The 22,560-nt window shown below is 54.3% G+C and carries 17 protein-coding genes; 1 reads left to right on the top strand and 16 read right to left on the bottom strand.

Annotation, left to right across the window (positions count from 1 at the left end):
• Position 1 precedes the first annotated feature (1 nt).
• Positions 2-304 (bottom strand): Dabb family protein, encoded by a 303-nt coding sequence (locus C4885_RS02040; protein WP_113998795.1) that lies wholly within the window; start codon positions 302-304, stop codon positions 2-4.
• On the bottom strand, positions 304-1,425 hold the full coding sequence (locus tag C4885_RS02035) for an N-acetyl sugar amidotransferase (RefSeq protein WP_113998794.1): 1,122 nt from the start codon (positions 1,423-1,425) through the stop codon (positions 304-306). Before C4885_RS02035 ends, C4885_RS02040 begins: the two co-directional genes overlap by 1 nt.
• A 311-nt stretch (positions 1,426-1,736) precedes the next feature.
• On the opposite strand from C4885_RS02035, the gene C4885_RS02030 reads away from it, so the two are divergent.
• Positions 1,737-3,437, top strand: a complete 1,701-nt coding sequence (locus C4885_RS02030; protein ID WP_113998793.1) for a glycoside hydrolase family 25 protein — start codon at positions 1,737-1,739, stop codon at positions 3,435-3,437.
• 96 nt (positions 3,438-3,533) lie between these two features.
• Here the strand turns inward: C4885_RS02030 and C4885_RS02025 are convergent, their stop codons facing one another.
• The 14 genes from C4885_RS02025 to C4885_RS01955 form a co-directional block, all read right to left on the bottom strand.
• On the bottom strand, positions 3,534-4,154 hold the full coding sequence (locus C4885_RS02025) for a Crp/Fnr family transcriptional regulator (RefSeq protein ID WP_113998792.1): 621 nt from the start codon (positions 4,152-4,154) through the stop codon (positions 3,534-3,536).
• A gap of 297 nt (positions 4,155-4,451) precedes the next feature.
• Positions 4,452-5,981: a 2,3-bisphosphoglycerate-independent phosphoglycerate mutase gene (gpmI, locus tag C4885_RS02020; RefSeq protein ID WP_113998791.1), complete on the bottom strand. Its 1,530-nt coding sequence runs from the start codon at positions 5,979-5,981 to the stop codon at positions 4,452-4,454.
• Between the two features lie 251 nt (positions 5,982-6,232).
• Positions 6,233-7,003 (bottom strand): triose-phosphate isomerase, encoded by a 771-nt coding sequence (gene tpiA, locus C4885_RS02015; RefSeq protein WP_113998790.1) that lies wholly within the window; start codon positions 7,001-7,003, stop codon positions 6,233-6,235.
• A 123-nt stretch (positions 7,004-7,126) separates the two neighbouring features.
• The gene (pgk, locus tag C4885_RS02010) at positions 7,127-8,335 is read right to left on the bottom strand and encodes a phosphoglycerate kinase (RefSeq protein WP_113998789.1); all 1,209 of its coding nucleotides are present in this window, start codon (positions 8,333-8,335) and stop codon (positions 7,127-7,129) included.
• Positions 8,336-8,580: 245 nt separating this feature from the next.
• Positions 8,581-9,933: a sodium-dependent transporter gene (locus C4885_RS02005; protein WP_113998788.1), complete on the bottom strand. Its 1,353-nt coding sequence runs from the start codon at positions 9,931-9,933 to the stop codon at positions 8,581-8,583.
• A gap of 294 nt (positions 9,934-10,227) precedes the next feature.
• Complete coding sequence (locus C4885_RS02000; protein ID WP_113998872.1) at positions 10,228-11,475, bottom strand: hypothetical protein; 1,248 nt, start codon at positions 11,473-11,475, stop codon at positions 10,228-10,230.
• A gap of 336 nt (positions 11,476-11,811) precedes the next feature.
• Positions 11,812-13,578, bottom strand: coding sequence for a hypothetical protein (locus tag C4885_RS01995; protein WP_113998787.1), 1,767 nt, complete (start codon positions 13,576-13,578; stop codon positions 11,812-11,814).
• 406 nt (positions 13,579-13,984) lie between these two features.
• Positions 13,985-14,569, bottom strand: coding sequence for a pentapeptide repeat-containing protein (locus tag C4885_RS01990; protein WP_113998786.1), 585 nt, complete (start codon positions 14,567-14,569; stop codon positions 13,985-13,987).
• Positions 14,569-15,432 (bottom strand): AAA family ATPase, encoded by an 864-nt coding sequence (locus tag C4885_RS01985; protein WP_242979454.1) that lies wholly within the window; start codon positions 15,430-15,432, stop codon positions 14,569-14,571. Before C4885_RS01985 ends, C4885_RS01990 begins: the two co-directional genes overlap by 1 nt.
• A 297-nt stretch (positions 15,433-15,729) precedes the next feature.
• Entirely contained in the window at positions 15,730-17,391 is a 1,662-nt protein-coding gene (locus C4885_RS01975) for a galactoside ABC transporter permease (protein WP_113998784.1), read from the bottom strand.
• Positions 17,392-17,407: 16 nt separating this feature from the next.
• Complete coding sequence (locus tag C4885_RS01970) at positions 17,408-18,916, bottom strand: sugar ABC transporter ATP-binding protein (RefSeq protein ID WP_113998783.1); 1,509 nt, start codon at positions 18,914-18,916, stop codon at positions 17,408-17,410.
• 165 nt (positions 18,917-19,081) lie between these two features.
• Positions 19,082-20,401, bottom strand: coding sequence for a substrate-binding domain-containing protein (locus C4885_RS01965; RefSeq protein WP_113998782.1), 1,320 nt, complete (start codon positions 20,399-20,401; stop codon positions 19,082-19,084).
• 623 nt (positions 20,402-21,024) lie between these two features.
• Positions 21,025-21,399 carry a Fur family transcriptional regulator gene (locus C4885_RS01960; protein ID WP_113998781.1) on the bottom strand — a complete coding sequence of 125 codons (375 nt, stop codon included), beginning with the start codon at positions 21,397-21,399 and terminating at the stop codon, positions 21,025-21,027.
• Positions 21,400-21,602: 203 nt separating this feature from the next.
• A complete protein-coding gene (locus C4885_RS01955; protein WP_158538778.1) occupies positions 21,603-22,337 on the bottom strand; it encodes a M23 family metallopeptidase in 735 nt (244 codons plus the stop codon).
• Positions 22,338-22,560: the final 223 nt, after the last annotated feature.

Genomic DNA, 22,560 nt, shown 5'->3' with positions numbered 1-22,560 from the left:
GTTATACTTCAAAATCCAGGCAGGTGCGCACGGCGGTATAGGGGCGCACTTTGCCATCAGCCACAGCCACATGGGCCGGGTGAACGGCATAGCCTTTCAGGGCGGCTTCATCCACAAAGGTGGTATCCAGCATCAGGTCCGCATTGGCGGAGCTGGGCAGGGCCTTGGTGTAAACATGGATCTCCGCCAAACCGGGGATCTGCCCGGCCAGACCTTCCAGCCCGGCTTTGATATCCGCCTTGACGGTTTCCTGTTCAGCGGCGGGCATCTCTTTCAGCTTCCACAAAATAACATGACGTACCATTATTTGTTTTCCTCCCAGATGGGGTGTTTCAGCACCCACTCGCCGCAGTCGTTCTTTTCAAACAGATCACGGTTATAGAACTTATCCATGATCTTCCAGAACTCGCTCTCGGTATAGCCGCAGAAATCGCAGAAATCACGCACGCACAGCGGGTCCAGCTTGCCATCGCGGGCCTTGATGATGGGAATGGCTTCCTCGCGGGTCATCATGCCATAGCGGATATAGCGGGCGGTATAGTCGGTTGCAGCGGCATGGCCGAACTTGGGGTACTTGAGCCAGGAGTGCACCAGGTAGGCGCGGGAATCGATCTGGTCAAAGTTTTCGGCATGGTGGGTGCGGTCCCATTCATGGGTCAGGTCATGGAAGCCGTGCGCCTTGGCGATCTGGTAGTTCTTGTAGCTGTTCCAGGGCACAAAGTAGCTCATATAGAACGGGTCCAGCTTCGCGCGCTCTTCGGCAGAGGGGGCCAGCGTCAGGGACAGGTCGTTTTCGGTCACGCCGTCGCCCACCAGCTCTTCCATCGGGAAGCCGACCGCCACGCCATTTTCGATCTGATCCATGGCGGAATACGTCTCCTTATCGGAGCAGCCGCCGTATTCAAAGCTGACGTTCTCGCCATAGCACAGCATGGGGGTGTTGAACTTGGCTGCCATGTGCAGCGGGAAGGTATAGATCAGGCGGTCCACATACCAGGTGGGCTTGCCGTATTTTTCAAAGAACTTGCGCATCAGCACTTTCTGGGCGCGGATGTTGGGCTTGCAGCTGATGATGGTACAGCCGAATTCCTCGCTGATGTTTTTCAGGTTATGGATGCCGGCCTGCGTCATGGGGAAGTTATCCTCCACGCTGAACAGGATGGGGTTCATGTGCATGACTTCTTTCAGCATCCAAACCTGGAAGTGGCTGTCCTTACCGCCGGAAACAGCAACAGCGCAGTCATAACCGCCGGGGCCGTTCATGCCGCGGTACTTGTTGCAGTAGGCTTCAAACTCCTTAAAGCGGGCGTCCCAGTCCACATTTTTGCGGTTTTCGTAATGGCGGCAGGCGCTGCAAACGCCCTCAGAGTCAAAGGTGATACCGGGGCGGGTGTCCGGCATGGTACATTTTTTGCAATAACGCATAACAGGTTCTCCTTTGCTGTTTCTTACCCAATCTGCCGGGTGTCCGGCAGAATATTTCTACTTATTGTTATCATACCCGATTTTGCCTGCATTGGCAAGTAGCGCGCAGCGCAAGACACGTCAGAATGCACGTTTTTCTTTTGGGCTGCACCGAACCTTCCCTGCCCTGCAAATTCAAGCGTCGATAGGGGCATCGACACGCAGAATTATGCGGTATTGCTTTCAAATTTTACATATGTAACCATTCCCAAGGCTATGCGGTTGTGGTATGATGATAGTTAATGATGTTCACTTTGAAGGAGGAATAAATTTTGAAAGGGACTCTAAAACTGCGCACAGCCAGCCTGGCTGCGGCAGCTGTTATGGCAGCAGGGCTGTTTGCGGCGCTGCCTGCGGCGGCCGAAACCAGCACGCCGGAAACCGCACAGGAAGATTCCGGCGTACCGTATGATGTGGCAAACGGGCTGGAAAACAGCTTCCGCTACAAAGATGGCGTGCCGATCTATGATGATTCCGTGCCCGCCATCGAGTGGGAGGATATTGTCCAACAGGACGCTGCCACCTACAGTTCCAACGGCATTGCCACCTGCAGCGTTACTTATAACGGCTTTGATGTCAGCTACCATCAGGGCACCGTTGACTGGGACGCCGTTAAAAATTCCGGCATTGATTTTGTCATGATTCGCTGCGGCATTGGCAGCGAATACGATGGCGTGGGCGAAAACAAACAGGATGACGCCCAGTGGTACCGCAACGTAAGCGAGTGTGAACGGCTTGGCATCCCCTATGGCGTGTACCTTTACTCTTACGCTGAAAATACCGATATGGCCGCCAGTGAGGCCCGCCATACCCTGAGCCTTTTGAGCGGGCACAACCCCACCCTGCCGGTATTTCTGGACATTGAACATACCCGTGACGGCAACCCCATCGCCAGCAACTCTACTTACGGCGATATTGCCCAGACCTGGTGCAACATGGTTTCCAACGCCGGCTACCGCGTGGGCATTTACTCTTACTATTATTTCTTCCAGAATTACTTGACGGACTCTCGGTTCAGTAATTCCGGATGGTACAAGTGGATGGCCGACTACCGTTCCGGCGTAAGCTATGACGGCAGCAGCTGCAACATGTGGCAGTACAGCAACAAAGGTACGGTTCCCGGTGTGAATGCCAATGTTGACCTGAATTACTGGTTTGGCGAGTATCCCGGCAATAACAACAACTACACCGGCTGGCGCAGCGAGAACGGCCGCGATTACTGGTATGAGAACGGCGTAAAGCAGGGCACCACAGGCCGCGGCAAGGAAATTTACGATTCCGGCAGCAACGCCTGGTACTGGCTGGATGCCAACCAGGGCGGTGCCAAGGCCGTGAATAAAGACGTTTATCAGGAATCCAACGGCGGCAAATGGGTGCGCTATGATGCCAACGGCCACATGGTAAAAGGTGAGGACTGCCAGAACGGCAAGTGGTACTATTTTGAGCCGGTCACCGGTGCCATGATCAAAGGCCCCTGGACCCTGCCGGATGGCCGCAAGGTGTACTATGACCCCAAGACCGGTATTATGCAGTATGGTTCCGTTGCGGTAAACAACCAGCTGTACTACTTCGACCCCGTTTACGGCAAAATGACCAGCGGCACGCCGGGCAACTTCTGGTACACGATTGATGGCAAGAGCTACTGGTACGAAAACTGGGTGCGCCAGGGCTGGCAGCCCAGCAACGCCAACTACCGCGGCAAAGAGATCTATGACCCCGCCAGCGGTGCCTGGTACTGGCTGGACAGCGTGCAGCAGGGTGCCAAAGCCGTAAGCAAGGAAGTATACCAGGATTCCAACGGCGGCAAGTGGGTGCGGTATGACGCCAACGGCGCTATGATCAAAGGCTGGTACGCCCAGGATGGCAAGCGCTGGTATTACGACCTGAACACCGGTGCCATGTACAAGGGCTGGAGCACCATTGATGGTCAAACCTACCACTTTGATGAAACCACCGGCGTACTGATCCAGTGATATACACAGGCAAAACCACATAAAGAAAAATCAGCGCCCGTACCGGATCCTTACAGTCCGGTGCGGGCGCTGCTGCATATCAGGATTATTATTTCTTTATTCTTCGTCTGTCCGCTTTTCGCGGCCCACTTTTGTGGCAACGCCGTGGCGCAGGCGGCTGAGAGTGACCGGGGTAATGCCCAAAAACGATGCAATATAGCGGTTATTGACCATATCTACCATGCCGGGATACTCCTTGCAGAACCATTCGAACCGCTCGGTCGCGTCCCCCTGGCTCAGGCTCACGGCGCGGGACTGATAGATCATGCCCCACTTGACGATCTGCTCCTGATAGACGCGGATCACCTCCGGCTCATCTTTCATGTTCTGCAACACATAATCAATGGGCAGCAAAATCAGGGTTGATGGAACCAGTGCCTGGTCCGTGCTGATATGGCAGCCGGTCAGGTCCATGTTGGAAAGCACCACATCGCCGCGGTTCATGGTAAAGCCCAGGGTTTTCTCTTTGCCCTCACTATCCAAGGTAACGCAGCGCATCATGCCTTCGATCAAAAACGGCAGCATGGTCTGGCGTTCCCCTTTTTTATTCAGGATCTCCCCTTTTTGCAGCGTTACCGCCTGGGATACCGCCTCCAGCTTATCCAACAGTTCTTCGGAATGGACCCCAAGATCTTCCCGGTAGAACTGCCGGATATCAACATTCCGTGCTTTCTCCATGTGTGTTTCTCCCCTTCAGGCATATCTTTTTTTGTCTCTTCGCATCCGGGGCACACAGCCAGCCCGCAACTTGCTGGCAGTGTTACCCCCCCCCCCCCCATAAATAATATGTGTTCCTGTTTTATTCGTTTTTGTTCATAGCCAACATATTCGGTATTATAACACATATGACTTCCGCATTTCATTATCATATGTTAACATTGAAATTTTTTCTTCATTATTTCCATTTTGCACAAAAAAGAGGCCCAAAAACTGTCTTTTCGACAGTTCCGGGCCTCTTTTACTTTATTTGAGTGCTTAGTCAACGATCAAGCTCTTACCGGTCATCTCCGAGGGTACCGGCAGGCCGATATAAGGCAGCATGGTGGGGGCAATATCTGCCAGGCAGCCGCCCTCACGCAGCTTCACATCGCCGCAGCCGATGGCCACAAACGGCACCGGGTTGGTGGTGTGGGCGGTAAACGGGGTGCCGTCCGGGTTCTTCATCTTTTCGGCGTTGCCGTGGTCAGCGGTCAGAAACACGCAGCCACCGGCGTTCAGCACAGCGGTCACAACCTCGTTCACAGCGGCATCAACAGCTTCCACAGCCTTGACAGCGGAATCAAACACGCCGGTATGGCCGACCATATCGCAGTTGGCAAAGTTCAGGATGATCACATCGTACTTGCCGCTCTCAATGCGGGCCTTGCACTCGTCAGCAACCTCCGGGGCGCTCATCTGGGGTTTCAGGTCATAGGTGGGCACATCCTTCGGGCTGGGGATCACCTTGCGGTCCTCGCCCTCATAGGGGGCTTCCACACCGCCGTTGAAGAAGAAGGTCACATGGGCGTACTTCTCGGTCTCGGCAATGCGCAGCTGGGTCTTACCGTTCTTGGAAAGATACTCGCCCAGAACGTTGCTCAGCTCAACCGGCGGGTAGGCAACTTCGCAGTTGGGCATGGTAGCATCATACTCGGCCATGCAGACATAGTGAACCTGCTTGCGGCCGCCGCGGCGCTCAAAGCCGGTAAAGGCATCATCGCAGAAAATGCGGGTCATCTGGCGGGCACGGTCGGGGCGGAAGTTCATGAAGATGATGGTATCGCCATCCTCCACGCGGCCACCCTCACAGGTAACGGCAGGGATCACGAATTCATCCGTCTTGCCGTCCGCATAAGAAGCCTCAATGGCCTCCTGTGCATTGGCGGCATGGTTGCCCTCGCCGTAAACAAAAGCGGCATAAGCCTTTTCTTCACGGTCCCAGTTGTTGTCACGGTCCATAGCATAGTAACGGCCGCTGACACTGGCGATGGTGCCAATACCCAGCTCGTCCAGCTTGGCCTGCAGGTCAGCCAGGAATCCCTTACCGGAATGGGGGTCGGTATCACGGCCGTCCATGATGCAGTGCAGATAAACCTTGGTTGCGCCCATATGCTTAGCCATTTCCAGCACGCCGAACCAGTGATCGGCATGGCTGTGAACGCCGCCGGTACCAACCAGGCCCATCAGGTGGATGGCCTTGCCGGCATCAATGGCAGCTTTCATGTTCTTGACCAGCACAGGGTTCTTGAACATTTCGCCGTCCTTGATGGACTTGGTGATCAGGGTGAGCTGCTGGTACACGATGCGGCCAGCACCCATGTTGGTATGGCCAACTTCAGAGTTGCCCATCTGGCCATCTGGCAGGCCGACAGCCATGCCAGATGCGTTGATGGTGGTCATAGGGTAATTTTTCATCAGTGCATCCAGATGCGGCTTGTTGGCAGCAACAACGGCGTTGCCATAGGTTTCGTCCGGGGTCCAGCCGAAGCCGTCCATGATGCAGAGCATTACAGGTTTCTTTGCCATTGATTGGTTCTCCCTTAGTTTTAGTTAGAAGTTAGAAGTTAGGAGGGAGAAGTTAGGAGTTTGTGGTGGACAAAGGCTCGTTACGCATCCCACCGTAGGGGCGCACAGAATAATAGATACCATTTTGGTGCCACACTTGGCTTCCCTTGAGGGAAGCTGTCTGCGCAGCAGACGGAAAGGTGGTTCCATCGGCTCAAGCCTTTCCGGTTCAGCCAATTCCTAATTTCTCATTCCTAATTGCTCATTCATTCTCAGCCTTTGGTAGCAGCTTCCACGATAACAGCAAACTGGTCTGCTTTCAGGGATGCGCCGCCGATCAGGCCGCCGTCAACATCGGGCTTGGAGAGCAGTTCCTCTGCGTTTTTGGGGTTCATGCTGCCGCCGTACTGAACGGTCAGTGCCTTGGCGGCGTCAGCGCCGTACAGCTCGCCAACCACCTTGCGGATGGCTGCGCAGACTTCCTCAGCCTGGTCAGCGGTAGCGGTCTTGCCGGTGCCGATGGCCCAGATGGGCTCGTAAGCGATAACAACGTTCTTCAGCTCGTCAGCGGTCACGCCGTTCAGAGCGATCTTGACCTGCATGCGGATCAGCTCTTCGGTCACGCCCTGTTCGCGCTGGGTCAGGCTTTCGCCCACGCAGATGATGGGCTTCAGGCCGCCGGCCAGTGCAGCCTTGGCGCGCTTGTTGACGGTTTCATCGGTTTCAGCAAAATACTGGCGGCGCTCGCTGTGGCCAACCACAACGTACTCAACGCCCAGGTCGGTCAGCATGTCAGCGCTGATCTCGCCGGTAAAAGCGCCGGATTTTTCAAAGTGAACGTTCTCAGCGCCAACATGGATGTTGGTGCCCTTGGTTTTGGCAACGGCGGTCACCAGGTCGGTGAACGGCACGCAGATCACAACTTCGCAGCCTGCATCCTTAACAGCGGGGATCAGGGCGTCAATCAGTTCAGCAGCCTCGGTAGCAGTCTTGTTCATTTTCCAGTTACCGGCAATAATTGCCTTACGGTTCTGTTTATCCATGATAAAAACTCCTTCTTATTAACTACTTATTTGCTTGCGTGGATTTTCTTTGTTGTCTACCATGCGGGCCACATAACAAAAAGAGCGCAGCGGCTAAGCCGCCGCGCTCCTGCGGTTTTTTAATTATGCGTTCTGGATAACGGCAATGCCGGGCAGCTCTTTGCCTTCCAGGTATTCCAGGGAAGCACCGCCGCCGGTGGAGATGTGGGTCATCTTGTCGCCCAGGCCCATCTGCTGCACAGCAGCTGCAGAATCGCCGCCGCCGATCACAGTGGTAGCGCCGCTTTCAGCCATAGCCTTGGCAACGGCCAGGGTGCCGGCTGCCAGGGTCGGGTTTTCGAACACGCCCATGGGGCCGTTCCAGACAACGGTCTTAGAAGCTTTGACGGCATCAGCAAACAGCTTCATGCTCTCGGGGCCGATATCGCAGCCTTCCATGTCAGCCGGGATTGCGGTAACGGGAACGACCTTAACTTCGACAGGTGCGTCGATGGGATCGGGGAAGTCAGCAACGCAGGCAGCGTCAACGGGCAGCAGCAGCTTAACGCCCTTTTCCTGTGCCTTAGCCATCATTTCCTTGCAGTAGTCGATCTTGGAATCGTCAACCAGGCTCTTGCCGATCTCATAGCCCTGTGCCTTCAGGAAGGTGTAGGCCATGCCGCCGCCGATGATCAGGGTATCGACCTTTTCCAGCAGGTTGGAGATAACGTTCAGCTTATCAGCAACCTTAGCGCCGCCCAGAATAGCGGTGAAGGGGCGCTCCGGGTTGTTGACGGCGTTGCCCAGGTACTTGATTTCCTTTTCCATCAGGTAGCCAACAGCGGTATCCTTAACATAGTTGGTCACACCTGCGGTGGAGCAGTGTGCACGGTGGCAGGAGCCGAAAGCATCGTCAACGTAAGCGTCAGCCAGGCTGGCCAGCTCTTCGCTGAAGGTGTCGATATTCTTGGTTTCTTCCTTGCGGAAACGGGTGTTCTGGAGCAGAACAACATCGCCGTTGCCCATGGTGGCAACAGCAGCCTTGGCCTGGTTGCCAACAACGTTGTCGTCATCAGCAAAGGTAACCGGCTGACCCAGCTTTTCGCTCAGGCGAACAGCAACGGGAGCCAGGCTGAACTTGGCTTCGGGGCCGTTCTTCGGCTTGCCCAGATGGCTGCACAGGATAACCTTTGCGCCGTCAGCGATCAGCTTTTTGATGGTCGGCAGAGCCGCATTGATGCGGTTGTCGTTGGTGATCACACCGTCCTTCATCGGGACATTGAAATCGCAGCGGACAAGCACACGCTTGCCAGCGTAGTTTTCGTCATCAATCGTCTTTTTGCCCAAACCCATGGTAAAAAACTCCTCTCGGTAATTTATATTAGCCTTGTGCTTTGGTACTGTTTGGCACAGGGGGCAGACAGCCCCTTTTGCCCTGCCTATATTATACGCAGAATCTGCGGTTTGCGCAAGGGGTATTTGACACATTATTAACAAAATCCCTCAAAAAAATACCACCCGCCACGCCATGCCTTTTGGGCAGTTTGCAGCAGGCAGGTATTTTTTTGCGGTTTGCCGGGTTCCGGTACGGCTTTATTTTACAGGCCCTGCACCAGAATAAACACGATCAGCAGCGGTAGCACCACGCTGAAATACGGCTTGAACCACCGCGGCAGGCGCAGGCCCTTGCCGGTATTGGCTTCGGTTAAGTAGTTATCAAAGCCCCAGCCCCACCTGGTTACGCAGAACAGCAGGTAGATCAAGCTGCCAATGGGCAGCAGCAGGTTGCTGACCAAAAAGTCCTCAGCATCCAGCACGGTGCTGCCGGGACCCATGGGCTGCACACCGCTCCACAGGTTAAAGCCCAGAATGCAGGGCACGCTGGCCAGCAGGATGAACACCGTTCCAACGGCACAGGCGCGTTTCAGGCTCCAGCCAAAGCTTTCCTGCAGGCAGGCCAGAATGTTCTGGAACACAGCAATGATGGTAGAAAAGCTGGCAAAGGTCATAAATACAAAGAACAGTGTACCCCACAGGCGGCCGCCCGCCATATTGGCAAATACATTGGGCAGGGTGATAAAGATCAGCTTGGGGCCTGCATCCGGGCTGACCCCGTAAGAGAAGCAGGCCGGGAAGATGATCAGGCCGGAACAGATGGCCACGCAGGTATCCAGCGCGCAGATGCGCAGGGACTCGCCCGCCAGGGTATAATCCCGGCTCATGTAGCTGCCAAAGATTTCCATAGCGCCAACGCCAAGGCTGAGGGTAAAGAACGCCTGGTTCATGGCAGCCACAATGACATTGCCAATGCCCATTTCGGCGGCACGGTTCCAGTCCGGCAGCAGGTAGAACGCCAGGCCCTCGCCCGCGCCGGGCAGCACAAAGCTGTGCACAGCCAGAACCAGGATCAGCACAAACAGCGCGCCCATCATCCATTTGCCAATGCGTTCAATGCCGTTCTGCAAACCGCGGCTGCAGACAAAAAAGCCCAGCAGCACGGTAATGGCCATCCAGACGATCTGCTCGAACGGGTCGGCCAGCAGGTCGGCGTACACGCCGCTGACGGCATCGGCGGCCAGACCGGTGAATGTACCCTTGACAAACCGGAAGAAATAGGCCAGCATCCAGCCGCTGACGGTGGTGTAATACATCATCAGCACGCAGCAGCCAATCAGGCAGGCCCAGCCGTGCAGGTGCCACTTGCTGCCTTTGGGTTCCAGCGCACGGTAGGCTGTGCCCGCGCTGCCGTGGCCCGCACGGCCAACAGCCAGCTCCATGGTAAGCACCGGTGCTCCCATCAAAACCAGGAACAGCAGGTAGAACAGCACAAATACGCCGCCGCCATACTGGCCCGTTACGGTTGGGAAGCGCCACACATTGCCAATGCCGATGGCGCAGCCTGCGCTGACCATCAAAAAGCCAATGCGTGAAGCAAATGATTCACGTTTCAATCTCAACATCCTCCCTCATTGTAAGCAGCGGCAGGTAGTTGCCGCATGTCAAAAAGCATTGTTGGGGCGCGGTCAGCGGGCGTACATCATGCTCCCATCACCCCCGCGCAACATCACTTTTCAACGCCCGGTAACCACTGCCGGCTGCTTACACAGCAATGTTATTATTATACGTTCCCCGGCACGGCAGTTCAAGAGGGCAGGCCCTCCCATCCACTCCGGCATTTTTTACAAAAAACAGCCTGTTTTCATGTACAGGATGGCGGTTTGCCATCCTCTGCCCCTTCGGGTGGTTCAGATTTTGCCTCGGGCAATCGTGGTATTATCCTGGGTGCGGTCGCGCAGGGCTTCAACCGGATGGGGCTTTTCTTCAAAGCGGTAGTCCTTGCCGCTGGTGCCAATGTGCTCTTCAATCACCTGGTGGCTGGCCACGCGGGCAGCATCCGGGCAGACGGCAGCCTGGTAAGCATAGTAGGGTGCATCTTTGGTCAGGGTCTCCACCGGAATGGCGGGGTCATCCTGCACAGCGGTGTTCAACATGGTGGTTTTGAGCACCTTGCGCAGATATTCTTTCTGGGGGCCAAAGCGCAGCAGTTCCGGGAAAGTCCCATCCGGGATGATCTGGCAGGCTTCCTTGCCCTCGTACTGTTTCAGCAGGGCTTCGGCGGCATGCAGGTGGCTGCACTCCTGCTCAAAATGCTGCTCCCAGATCTTTTTAATATGCAGGTCGGTTTCATCCTCCACGCAGGACCAATAAAGGTAGCACTCGGTATATTCATGCAGCAGCAGGTTTTCCAGCCAAGTCATGCCGGGGTCCAGCAGAGCGCCGTACTGGGTCACATGCTGTTCTTCGATCATGCCGATCTCCTGGTACAGCCTGCGGCCAAGGTCACTATCATAAAAGGTGCCGATGTTCATATAATAGTTCATCGTCTGCTGTTCGGCGGCGGTGATAATGGCGGCGTTCAGCTTGGTGATGGGGGCCGCCGTGGCCGCGCTGATGGGCTTGCGCACGCTGTCCCGCGGGTGGCGGTGCTCCGCAATGGTGGGGCGTCCGGGCATGATCTCGGTATAGCAGCCCACCAGCCGCTCGGCGTGGATGCCGCGTTCCAGTTCCAGCAGATCCGCATAGCGGTACAGGTGGTCAAAATCCTCCAGCAGAGCCAGGTTCATCACCTGCACCACATAGGCGTCCGGCTCCCGCTGGGCCAGAATAGCCGTCAGGTCCACGGCCAGCTGCTCGTACCCGATGGTGGTTTCCAGAATACTTTCGTCGATCGGCTTTAAGCAGGCAATGCGCTTTTGCTGTTGCTGCTCGGTGCGGCGCAGCACGGCAAGTTCCCGGCGCAGGTCGTTGTTGGTGCAGTGGCGGTGGAACTGGTGGGAGAACCAGTTGGCCTCGTACTCGGTGCCGTTCATTAAAATAATACGCAGCCGGGTGTAGGGGTCCACCTCGTTTTTGTCATAGGGGCGGGGGTAAAGTTTCTGCCAGTCCATATAGTAGCGGTCGGCGGGTTTGGTTTTTACCTCAAAGGGGTTCATTTTTGCAGGCATATACAGTGCTCCTTTCGTCATCGGGGTTCATTGTTCAGTATGCCCGCAAATGGGCGGCAATACACAAAAAGCCCCCGGCAGAGCGTAAAATACTCTGCCGGGGGCCGTGGTTTTAGGGTTAAGCCAACATCAAGCTAAGCTGTTACGCTTAGAGCAATACCGCATAATTCTAAGTGCCGATACGGCGAGCGAGGTGCGGCAGCTGCTAAGCCAAAAGCGCAGATAATACTTTGTGTATTATCGAGCATTTTGGCAACGCAGACGCCGTGCCGCAGCCGCCGGAGCGGTGCTTAAGCCGTCAGGTGGGAATTGTGCGGTGTTGCCTTAGTTCTTGTACTTGAAGTACTCAACCAGGGTGCGGTAACGGAAGTTGCCGCCATCGGTGTAGGTAGCAAAGGTACGGGTCAGATTGTTGCTGCTGTTCATACCCATACTTTCCTGGTTGGTGTAAGAGATGCGCTGGTTGTTCTGGCGGATCTCGACAACTTCATCGTTCTGGAACTTGATGGAAGCGCTGGTGATCTTGTCATCGGTGACAAATTTGCCGCAATGACGGTCGAACAGCGGGTTGCCAGCACCAATATTGTTATCACTGGAGAGTCTGAGCACGTTAGAATAGCCGTTGGAGTTGCCGCTGTTGGTCCAGCCGGCCAGGTGGCCGTTGCTGTCATAGCTCCAGGTGTCAGTACGCACGGTCTTGTTGCTGCTGTTCACAATGGTCATCTTGGTGTAACGGTTACGGCTGCCGCTGCTGGTCAGGTTGACGATGCAGGTAACTTTGTTCTGGCCGTTGTATTCCCAGAACTTGGAAACGCTGCCCAGGCTGTCCCACTCTTTGGCAGTCCAGTAGCTGTACAGGTACCAGCCGCCATTGTAGCGGTAAACGGAGATCTTGGCAAAGCGGTTGCTGTTATCATACTCATAGCGATACTCGTAAGAGTAGTTGTCGTTGCCGTACTCGCGGTGGGTATGCTTGGTCAGCATGCCGTTGTATTCATAATAGAAGTCGTCCTGAACCTGCAGGTTGCCGGACTTATCGCGGCGCTGCTCTTTCAGCAGGCGGCCCTGTGCATCGTAATCGGTGGTCAGGGTATTCATCACGCTGCCGTCAGCATAGTAGTTGGTGCGCTTGATCTCGCGGTACTTGGTCACATCCACGCTGGTGGACTGCAGAATGCCGGTGTTGTAATCAAACACGCAGGTAATGCCGTCGATCACAACGGTGCCCTTTGCCATAGCGCCGGTGATGAGGTCAAAGTAATAAGTACCCTGAGAGTTGGTATTCCAGCCCTTGATCATATGGCCGTTGGCATCATAGCGGACCCACTTGCCGCCGTTGGAGTCCTGATAGACATCCTTGCTGACAGCCATTGCGCCGTTATTGACGGAATCCAGCCAGTACCAGGCATCGGAAGCGGGGTCATAGATTTCCTTGCCGCGGCCAGTGGTGCCCTGGCGCTTGCCGCCTTCGTACCAGAACTTGTCACCGTTAATGTTGACCCACTGCTTATCCAGGCCAATGCCTGTGGTGGTATCAAATGCGCAGGGAATGCCGTCTATCGTACACATCCCCTTTACCATAGCACCGGTCACGAGATCGAAGTAGTAAGTACCCTTCTCGTTGGTATTCCAGCCCTTGACCATATGGCCGTTGGCATCGTAACGCACCCACTTGCCGCCGTTGGAGTCCTGATAGACGTCCTTATTGGTGGTCATAGCGCCGCCCTGAACAGCATCCAGCCAGTACCAGGCATCGCTCTTGGGGTCATAGATTTCCTTGCCGCGGCCAGTGGTGCCCTGGCGCACGCCGTTTTCGTACCAATACCAGGGGCCGCCGGGGTATTCCTGATACCAGCCGTTCTCCGGCGGTGCATCATAGGTAGCGGCATCCTCTTTCACGTTGTCCTCTGCCGGTTCAGCGTCAACTTCCGGTTTCTCGGTGGCTGCGGTTTCCGGGGTAGCAGTTTCCACCACTGCAATGCTTGCAGCGGTTTCAGCCTGCGGGTTCGGCTCCTGTGCAAAAACGGGCAGTGCCATAGCGGACACCATTGCCAGCGCCAGCAGGAATGCGGTGATTTTTTTCTTCTGCATGTTCCGTTCGTTCCTCCTTATAAATGGGCGTACCCGGGGATTTTCCGGCTGCACCCGGCAGCCTGTTCGGCCGCGCGTTGCTTTTTTAATCAAATGCGGCCGGGCCGAAAAATCAACCATAAACCGCGATTTCATTTATTATACCACACGCCAAAAAATTCCACAACATTTTCACCATTTTCGAATTGTAAAAATTCAGGGCGAGTTTTTGGGTTTTTTACCCGGTTTATCATTTTCTAAAAATCGTTATCCTGTCAGGTTAGCGGGCGCACAATGGGCGCCCCAACGGGTAAGAGGCAGGTTAAATGGTGGTAGTGCATTATAAAGAGAACGGCCCCTCAGAGGGAAGCCAATTTCCTATTTGGGTTTTTATCAAAGCACCTTACGTTGGGTCGTTTTAAGCGCCTCACTCGATCACAATCCCCGTTCCATCCAGTAACCTTACCACATCAGGAAAGCTGAACCTTGCGCCTTTCAACTTGTTGGTCTCCAAATCAATGGCGTATTCTTCGGCGGTGCGCAGGTCGGCTTTTTGCAAATCGCAGCGGGTGAACCGGGTTCCGCCCAGCCGCACGCCGTAAAAGCTGGCCCCGGCAAGGCGGGTATCATCAAAGGTGCATTGCTGCAGTTCCGCCCCGGTCCAGTCAAAGCCGTTCAGTGCCATGCCGGAAAAATCATTGTAGCGGAACGCGCAGTTTTTGATTTTGCCAAACGGCTGGAACACCCCGCTTTTGCCCTGCAGCCCGCCCCACGCCATGGAACGGAACGCACTGTTCAGCAGCCAGGCATCTTTCATGGTGGTAAAGCTGAACACCACGCCGGAAAAATTGCAGTGGTCAAAGGTACAGGCGTTGAAGCGGCAGTTCTGCACCCGCGTGCCCAGCCAGCGGCAGTGGTCAAACACACAGTCCTCGAACTCGGCGTTTTCCAGCAGCTCGCCGGGGTCATAATTGGCAAAGGTTTCCCCTTGATAAAATCGGCGTTCCGCCATCAAAACTCCTCCTTGTGCTGTTGGAAAAACTCAAAGGTATCCCGCACGCTTTCCAGCTCGGTCCAGCGGCGGGTGCGCACCGGGTCACTGTCCAGATCATAAATGCGGGCACCGGGGATTGCCAGCAAAAACGGCGAATGGGTGGCCAGCACAAACTGGCAGCCGTAAAACCGGGCCGAATCTGCCAAAAAATCCGCCAAAGCGATCTGCCGCGCGGCAGAAAGGCTGTTTTCCGGTTCATCCAACAGATAAAGGGCATCCCCGCGCAGTTTTTCTTGGAACATCAAAAAGGCGCTTTCGCCGTTGGAGTGGGTACGGATGTTGGGAGACAAAGTTTTGCGCGCCACCTGAGATTTGGAATAGCGCCGTGCCGCGCTGACCTGCTTGAGCCGGTCATAATCCTCCATGCTGTGCATCTGGAATTTGGCGGTGCGGGCCTCGGTGTATTCATCAAACAGGCTGCCGCGGCGGGTATCAATGTTATCGTTGATGGCGCGCACATCCAACATATAGTCAAACACATCGTCGCTGGTCAAAATCAGGCTGCCCGCCGGGATGGCATGCAGGGTGTGGAACTGGCACAGGGAAACATAATCCGGGAAGAAATCACTGCGGTTATACTGTGCCCCGCGCTGCAGGCGTAAAGCGTCCGCCATCACGTTGAGCGCTGTGGTTTTGCCGGAGCCGTTGCCGCCGTACAAAATGGTCACATCCGCCAGGTCCAGTGCTTTCAAGCCCCGGCCCGCAAACAGGCCAAAGGGGTAGAAAGAATCATAGCAGGTCATTTTGGCCCGCGGCGACTCGGCAAGGTAGTTAGCCTCGCTGTTTTGGCTGGGAAAATAAAATTCCGAAAGATAAATCACATCGCTCTCCTCCCTTCCGGTTTCTTTCTCAAATTATACCATACCGCCGGGTAAAGGCAAATGCCTTGCATACAGGCAGCGGTTTTGGGGATACGGCAAAGATTTTGCGGGTCAAAAATAAAAGCATGTGCACCCGCCCTCCTCGAAAACCCAAAATTTTCGATTTGTTTTGTCATGCACATGCTTTTGTGTTATCTGATGATACGCTGCGGTTTATGCCGGGAGGCACCGGAGCGCCGGAAATTCAGCCTGTTTTTTATAAACACAGCCGAATTTTTGCCGTACAGCCGGTATAGATTATTTCTTCTGAACGTACTTGAGGCAGTCCAGCATAACAGCAACCAGAATGATGATACCGGAGAACACGAACTGCAGGTTCGTATCAATACCCAAAGTGGTCAGAGAGTAAGTCAACGCGGTGAAGATGAACACACCGACAACCACGCCGGAAATCTTGCCGATACCGCCGGTGAAAGAAACGCCGCCCACAACGCAGGCCGCGATGGCGTCCATTTCCCAGCCCTGACCATATGCAGCGGAGCCGGAGCCCACCATACGGATGCATTCCAGCCAGGAGCCGAAGCCATACAGAATGCCTGCCAAAATAAACGCGCCTACCGTAACGCGGAATACCGAGATGCCGGAAACAGCAGCAGCTTCGGCGTTGCCGCCGACTGCGAACAGGTTTTTACCAAAGGTCGTCTTGTTCCAGATGAACCACACAATGATCACAGCTGCGATAGCCCACAGGATAATGGTGGGGAAACCGCCAATCTTGGGGATGATCATGCTGGGGATGTTGCCTTCGATACCGCCAAAGGAAACACCCTTGGTTGAATAGGTGACCAAGCCAAAAATGACCAGCATGTTCGCCATCGTAGAAATGAATGGGTGCATTTTGAACTTGGCTGTAAAGAAACCTGCGATGGTGGTAAAGACTGTGCACAGGACAATGCAGACAAGCAGCGCCAAAATAACGCGGGCAACGACCGGCAGCCCGGTAAAATCAAACACATGGCCAAAAACCGCACCGGTGTTGATTCCCTTGTGCATAATGATGGTAGCGGCAGTCATGCCCATACCAACCATACGGCCAATGGACAGGTCCGTGCCGGCCAGCAGGATCAGCCCGGCAACGCCCAAAGCCAGGAACATGCGCGGCGAAGCCTGCTGCAGAATGTTCAAAATATTGTTGACGGTAAGCAGCGGCACTTTCTTGCCGAACTGGGCAATCAGGCACAGTATAATAAAGATGATAACGATTGCAATGTACAGACCGTTGCGCAGCAAAAAGTCACGGCGATTAAATGTGTACTTGTAGTTTTCCCACTTTTGCGCCAGAGACTCGCCAACCGTAAACTTGGACAGGCGCAGCATATCGATCAGGTGATATTTGTAATCAAACGCGGCATGCCGGCGGTCCTTGATTGCCTGGCAGTCCTTATCCAACTGCATTTTGGCGTCGAACAGGCGGTTCTTGTGGACATACTTTTCGTCCTTGATTTCCTGCTGATTGCTCAGCTTGGAAAGCGCCGTCTCGTGTTCCTTTTTCAGCTGTTCTACAGTTGCCTGATATTTCTGCTGGGCTTGTACCTTTTCCTGCTTGCAGCTGGCCACCACCGCCTGGTAATAGTCGCTGTCATAATGGGCTTTCAAATAGGCTTCGGCATCAGCGATCAGCTTGTTGATCTGGCCCTTGTTTTTTTCTTCAACTGCCTTGGCCGCTGCCAATTCAGCCTTCAGTTTGGTCTCACGTTCCGTTTTTTCCTGCGCGGTATAGATGCGGTCGCGCTTCAGGTTATCCAGCTCATTCTGGATATTGACAGCTTTTTCAGTACCGTCAGTACGAAGTTCATCGATCTGCGCCTGGATTTTCCCAACATATTCATCGATTGGCTGGCGAAGCTTGGCTTCCTGCTCCGCCGAAAGAATTTTTGAAGTTTGTGTTGCAGTTGCCATAGATCATTATCCCCCATTACAGGTATTTTGCGCTGAGTCTCAAAAGCTCTTCCTGATTTGTTTCCTTGGTATTCACAATGCCGGAAAGATGTCCGTTGGACATAACGCCGATCCGGTTGGTGATACCCAGAATCTCAGGCATTTCAGAGGAAACAACAATAACCGTCTTTCCCTGTTTGGCCATCTTGATGATCAGCTCATAGATTTCGTACTTTGCGCCAACGTCTATACCGCGCGTAGGTTCATCCATCATAAAGACCTGGGGTTCGCGTTCCAGCCATTTGCCAAAAATGACCTTTTGCTGGTTGCCGCCAGACAAACTGGTGATCATATCGTCAGGTCCCATGCATTTGGTGTGCATGACCTTGATCTCCTTGCTTGTGGCTTTTACCATTTTGGGCATTGACAGCCCAAGGCCACCTTTGTACTGGTCCAGGTTGGCAATGGTAGTATTAAATGTCAAATCGCTCTTCAGGAACAGGCCGTTTGCTTTGCGTTCCTCGGTAATCAGGGCAAATCCATGCTCGATCGCTTCGTGGGCATTGTTGAAGTTCATCAGGTGGTCGCGGAAATACACACGACCTGCCGCACGGGTACGCACACCGAAAATGGTTTCCAGCAGCTCTGTACGTCCGGCGCCCACCAGGCCATACAGACCAAAAATTTCGCCCTCGCGCACATCAAAGCTGATATCCTGCAGATAAGGCGCATATTTGGTGGACAGATGCTGGATGGACAAGATCGGATCCCCGGGGATATTGTCCACCGGCGGGAAGCGGCTTTCCAGCGAACGGCCAACCATGGCAGTGATCAGCTCGCCCATGTTGGTGTCCTTGCTGTCCTTGGTCATAACCAGGTTGCCGTCACGCAGAACCGAAATCTGATCACAAATTTCAAAAATTTCGTCCATCTTATGTGAGATGTATATCAGCGCAATGCCCTGTTCTTTCAGCATGCGCATCATCTCAAAGAGTTTATTCACTTCCTGCACCGTCAGCGAAGAAGTCGGCTCATCCAAAACGATGACCTGGGCATTGTAAGAGATGGCTTTGGCAATTTCACACATCTGCCGCTGCGAAACCGACATATTACGCATGGGCTGGGTCAGATTGACAGTCATGCCCAGCTTGCGGAACAGATCGGCTGCTTTCTTCTTCATCTGCCCTTCGTCAACCACGCCCATAGAGTTGACCGGGTACCGCCCCAGGAATAGGTTATCAATCACACTGCGCTCCAGGCACTGGTTCAGTTCCTGATGCACCATTGCAATTCCGTTTTCCAGCGCGTCTTTCGGGCCGGAAAAACTGATCTCCTTGCCATTGAGGAAAATCTTGCCCTCATCCTTTTGATAAGTACCGAACAGACATTTCATCATGGTAGACTTACCGGCGCCGTTTTCGCCCATAAGCCCCATAACTGTACCGCGTTTTACATCCAGATTGATATGATCAAGTACTCGGTTGCGGCCAAACGACTTGCACATACCGCGAATTGACAAGACAATATCGTCTTTCGCTTCTGCCATTCTCGTCACTCCCGTCTTGCAAATTGGCAAACTGCCCTACGGCTGCTCACCTGTTTTCATAAAAAAACGCTATTAGAGAAAACTTCATTCTCCCCTATGGAGAAATACATTCTCCCTAATAGCGTTGCCGTTACTTAACTGTCAGTTATTGCTGTTGCCGTTGGATCACTGGTTCAGCAGAGAAGTGTACGAAGCAGCGTTATCGGTCTTAACCATATTGATGGCAAAGGCATCGTATGCGCTGGGATTGCCCAGGCGGTTGGTGATGTTGGCCTCGGTCTGGCCGTCGCCGCCGATGTAGTCAATCTTCAGGTTCAGCAGATCATCATATTTCTCCAGCAGGGGCTGGTAAGTAGCGCTCAGGAAGTTATCCGCGGAGTTGTAGATATCCAGCCAAACGCTCTTTTCCGGGCTGGTAGTGGCATCCAGCTGGTTGGAAACAGGCCCATACGGCTTGGTAGAGTCGGTGAAGTCCGTGTAGTTGTCTGCCGTGACTGCCACGTTCAAAGCATAGTAGGAACGCTCGTCCTCATTGTAATAGTAAACATCGCTGCTCAGGACATTGCCTGCAGCATCCGGAGTGGCAATACCGGTGTTGATGTCCACGCCGTCCAGTGCATTACGCAGCAGGCGCAGGGTCAGGTAGGCCTGCACGTCAGCGTGCTGGCTGATCGTTCCGCCGTAACCGTCGGCAATGGCAGCAACTGCGTCAGCGTTTGCATCGTAGCCAAAGGTGGGAACGCCATTTTCCCGCGACCAGGAGTTAAACATTGCCATGCCCATGCCGTCATTGTTGGAAATAACGATATCGATGGAATCTCCCAGAGAAGAAGCCCAGGCGCTGATGGCGTTGCTGGCGGTGCCGGCATCCCAGGTAGCGCCGGCGGAATTCTTCATTTCCTGAGAAGCAAGCTCACGAACGGCGAAAGTCGTGCCATCCACATCAATGGTGCCGTCCTGAACCTGGGTAGCGGAACCATCCGCATTGGTACCGACAGGATCAGAAACAATGCCGCTGCTGCCTTCCACTGCGGTGCCCAAAGCGCTACGAACGCCACGGGTACGGGCAATCGAGTCATTATGGCCGATATCGCCGATTGCCAGAACATAGCCGATAACGCCGTCGCCGTTGCGGTCGATGGTGTCAGCATGTGCTTTAATGTAATCTGCGATCATCTTGCCCTGCAGTTCAGCACCCTGGTTGGCATCGAAACCGACATAATAAGTATTGCCGTTAAAGTTCAGCGCCTCCGTATCCAGCTCGCCTGTGGTGCTGTTGGAAGGCTGACGGTTAAACCACACCAGCGGCTTATCCTTATTTTCAACGGTACCGCTTTCAGCAGCCGTAGAGGTAGCTGCCGAAGTATCGGTAGATGTGCTTTCCGTGGATGTTGCGGCACTGGAGGCACTGGAGGCACTACTGCCGCAGGCAGCCAGGCTCAAGGTCATTGCAGCTGCCAAGGTCAACGCTAATGTTTTTTTCATAATGGTTCTCCTTCTTTATAGGTCGGGATGCTTCTTTCGCTCCCGCTCATTGTTTTTATGGTATAGCAACACCGGAGGAAAAGCAAGGCGCATTTTGACTAAAATAGTTGCAGAATTTTGTACGTATCTGGCATATTGCAACATCTTTGTGTTCTGTTTTTGTATGTTATGCCCATTCCGGCTGCATTTTTCCCTGCAACGCCATGTCACAGTGCTGTACCCGCATTTCATATATTCCACCCGGCAGCAGAGTATCCTGTATGTTCCCGCACCATTTATATATTAATATTCAATACTATGCCTGATTTTATAAAGGCAACACCGCACAATTCCCGCCTGACGGCTTAAGTACCGCCCCGGCAGCTGCGGTACGGCATCTGCGTTGCCAAAATGCTCGATAATACACAAAGTATTATCTGCGCTTTTGGCTTAGTAGCTGCCGCACCTCGCTCGCCGTATCGGCACTTAGAATTATGCGGTATTGCCTAAAATATCGCCCGTCCTGCTCATCTGCAGGGCTGTCCGGCAGCCTTTTTGACGCTTCGGAGCATGATGACAAAATAAAAAACTGTGCTCCCTAAATATAATCAGGGAAGCACAGTTTGTGGCGTATTTCTCCGCTGTTAAAGTTCAGCCTGTTTTTCGCGGCATTCAGGGCAGATGTAATGGATGGTCAACTGGTAGGAACGCACTTCGGTTCCAATGGCATTTTCAATTTCGCGCACCAGGCCGATCACCGGCAGATCCTGCAGGCTGCCGCAGCAATCACAGTACAAATGGCCGTGCGGGTTGGAGGTTTTATCAAACCGGTCGGGGCCATCCGGCATTTCCAGCCGGGCAATTTCCCTGGCCTGTTCCATCAGCTTTAAGTTGCGGTACACGGTGCCGCGGGCAATGCCGGGCATCTTCTCCCTGGCAATGGCAAAAATTTCGTCCGCCGTCAGATGTTTGGGGCTGTGCTGTAAAATTTCCAAAATCAAGGCACGCTGGCGTGTCATGGCGGGCTCCTTTCTGTATGGAATGAGTTGTAAGAAAATTTATAAAATAAGACATGGTAAGATATCTTTACCATAAGAATACACATGTTTCGTGCATTTGTCAACGGGATTTGCTGGCAAGCAGGATATTTTTTAAGAGCTTGTCCGAATTCATGGCAGAGCAATGCCGCCGCACCATCCACGGTGCAGCGGCATTGCCTGTGTTAATTTTTTTCCGGGTCCAGGCAGGCGCCGGCTTTGCGGCATTCCAGGTGCAGGTGGCTGCCCTGCTGGGCTTCGGCGGGCACGTTGCCTGTGGTGCCAAGGCGGGTCCCGGCGGTTACTTTTTCGCGCTGGGTCACGGCAACTTCTTCCAGCCCACAGTAGCGCCACACGCGATCCTGCGCGTCGGTCACTTCCACCACGCGGCCCCACAGAGCGTCATCCGCAATGGCGGTCACGGTACCGGCGGCCACCGCCGTTACCTGTTCGGCGGTATAATCCGTGCCGTTGTGGGTGCGCCAGTCCCCCAGGGTGGGGTTATACACCAGCGTATTCCCGCTGAACGCCTGGCTGACTTTACCGTTCCAGCCAGCGTGTGGCAAGGTTCCCTGCTGCGCGGACGAAGCAGCAGAGCTGCCAGTCCCGCCGGAGGCGCTGCCAGACTGCCCAGCCCCCTGCTGCAAGGATGACGATGCAGACCCCGCAGCTGACGGCGCGGGCGATGGCTGCGCTGTCGCCACAGGAACATCCTGTGCGGGCTGGTTTACGGCGGCATCCGGTGAATCCCATACGTCTGTTCCCTCCTCCAGGGCCTGCTTTTGGATGCGGGTCAGGTCCTCGACCCCGCGCACCACGCTGCGGATGGCGGCAATTCCGGTAATGGTTGCCGCAAACACCAGCGCAAGGCAGACAAGATATAGCCCTTTTGCCTTCAAAAATGCTTTAATGCTGTTCATCTTCCCCCGTCCTTTGCTTGCCGTACGGCCAAAACATCGGGCGCAAAACCTGCCGCCCGGAATTTTCAACCGCACCGTTCGTGTTGTGTATGCCATTAGTGTTGCGCGGACAGATTGGATTTATGCACAAAGCGGGCAAAAATACCGGCAATACCGCATAATTCTAAGTGCCGATACGGCGAGCGAGGTGCGGCAGATGCTAAGCCAAAAGCGCAGATAATAC

The sequence above is a fragment of the Subdoligranulum sp. APC924/74 genome (assembly GCF_003324125.1).
GTDB lineage: Bacteria > Bacillota > Clostridia > Oscillospirales > Ruminococcaceae > Gemmiger > Gemmiger qucibialis.
The sequence above is the reverse complement of the archived record's forward strand: the minus strand, read 5'-3'. Positions and strand labels throughout refer to the sequence as shown.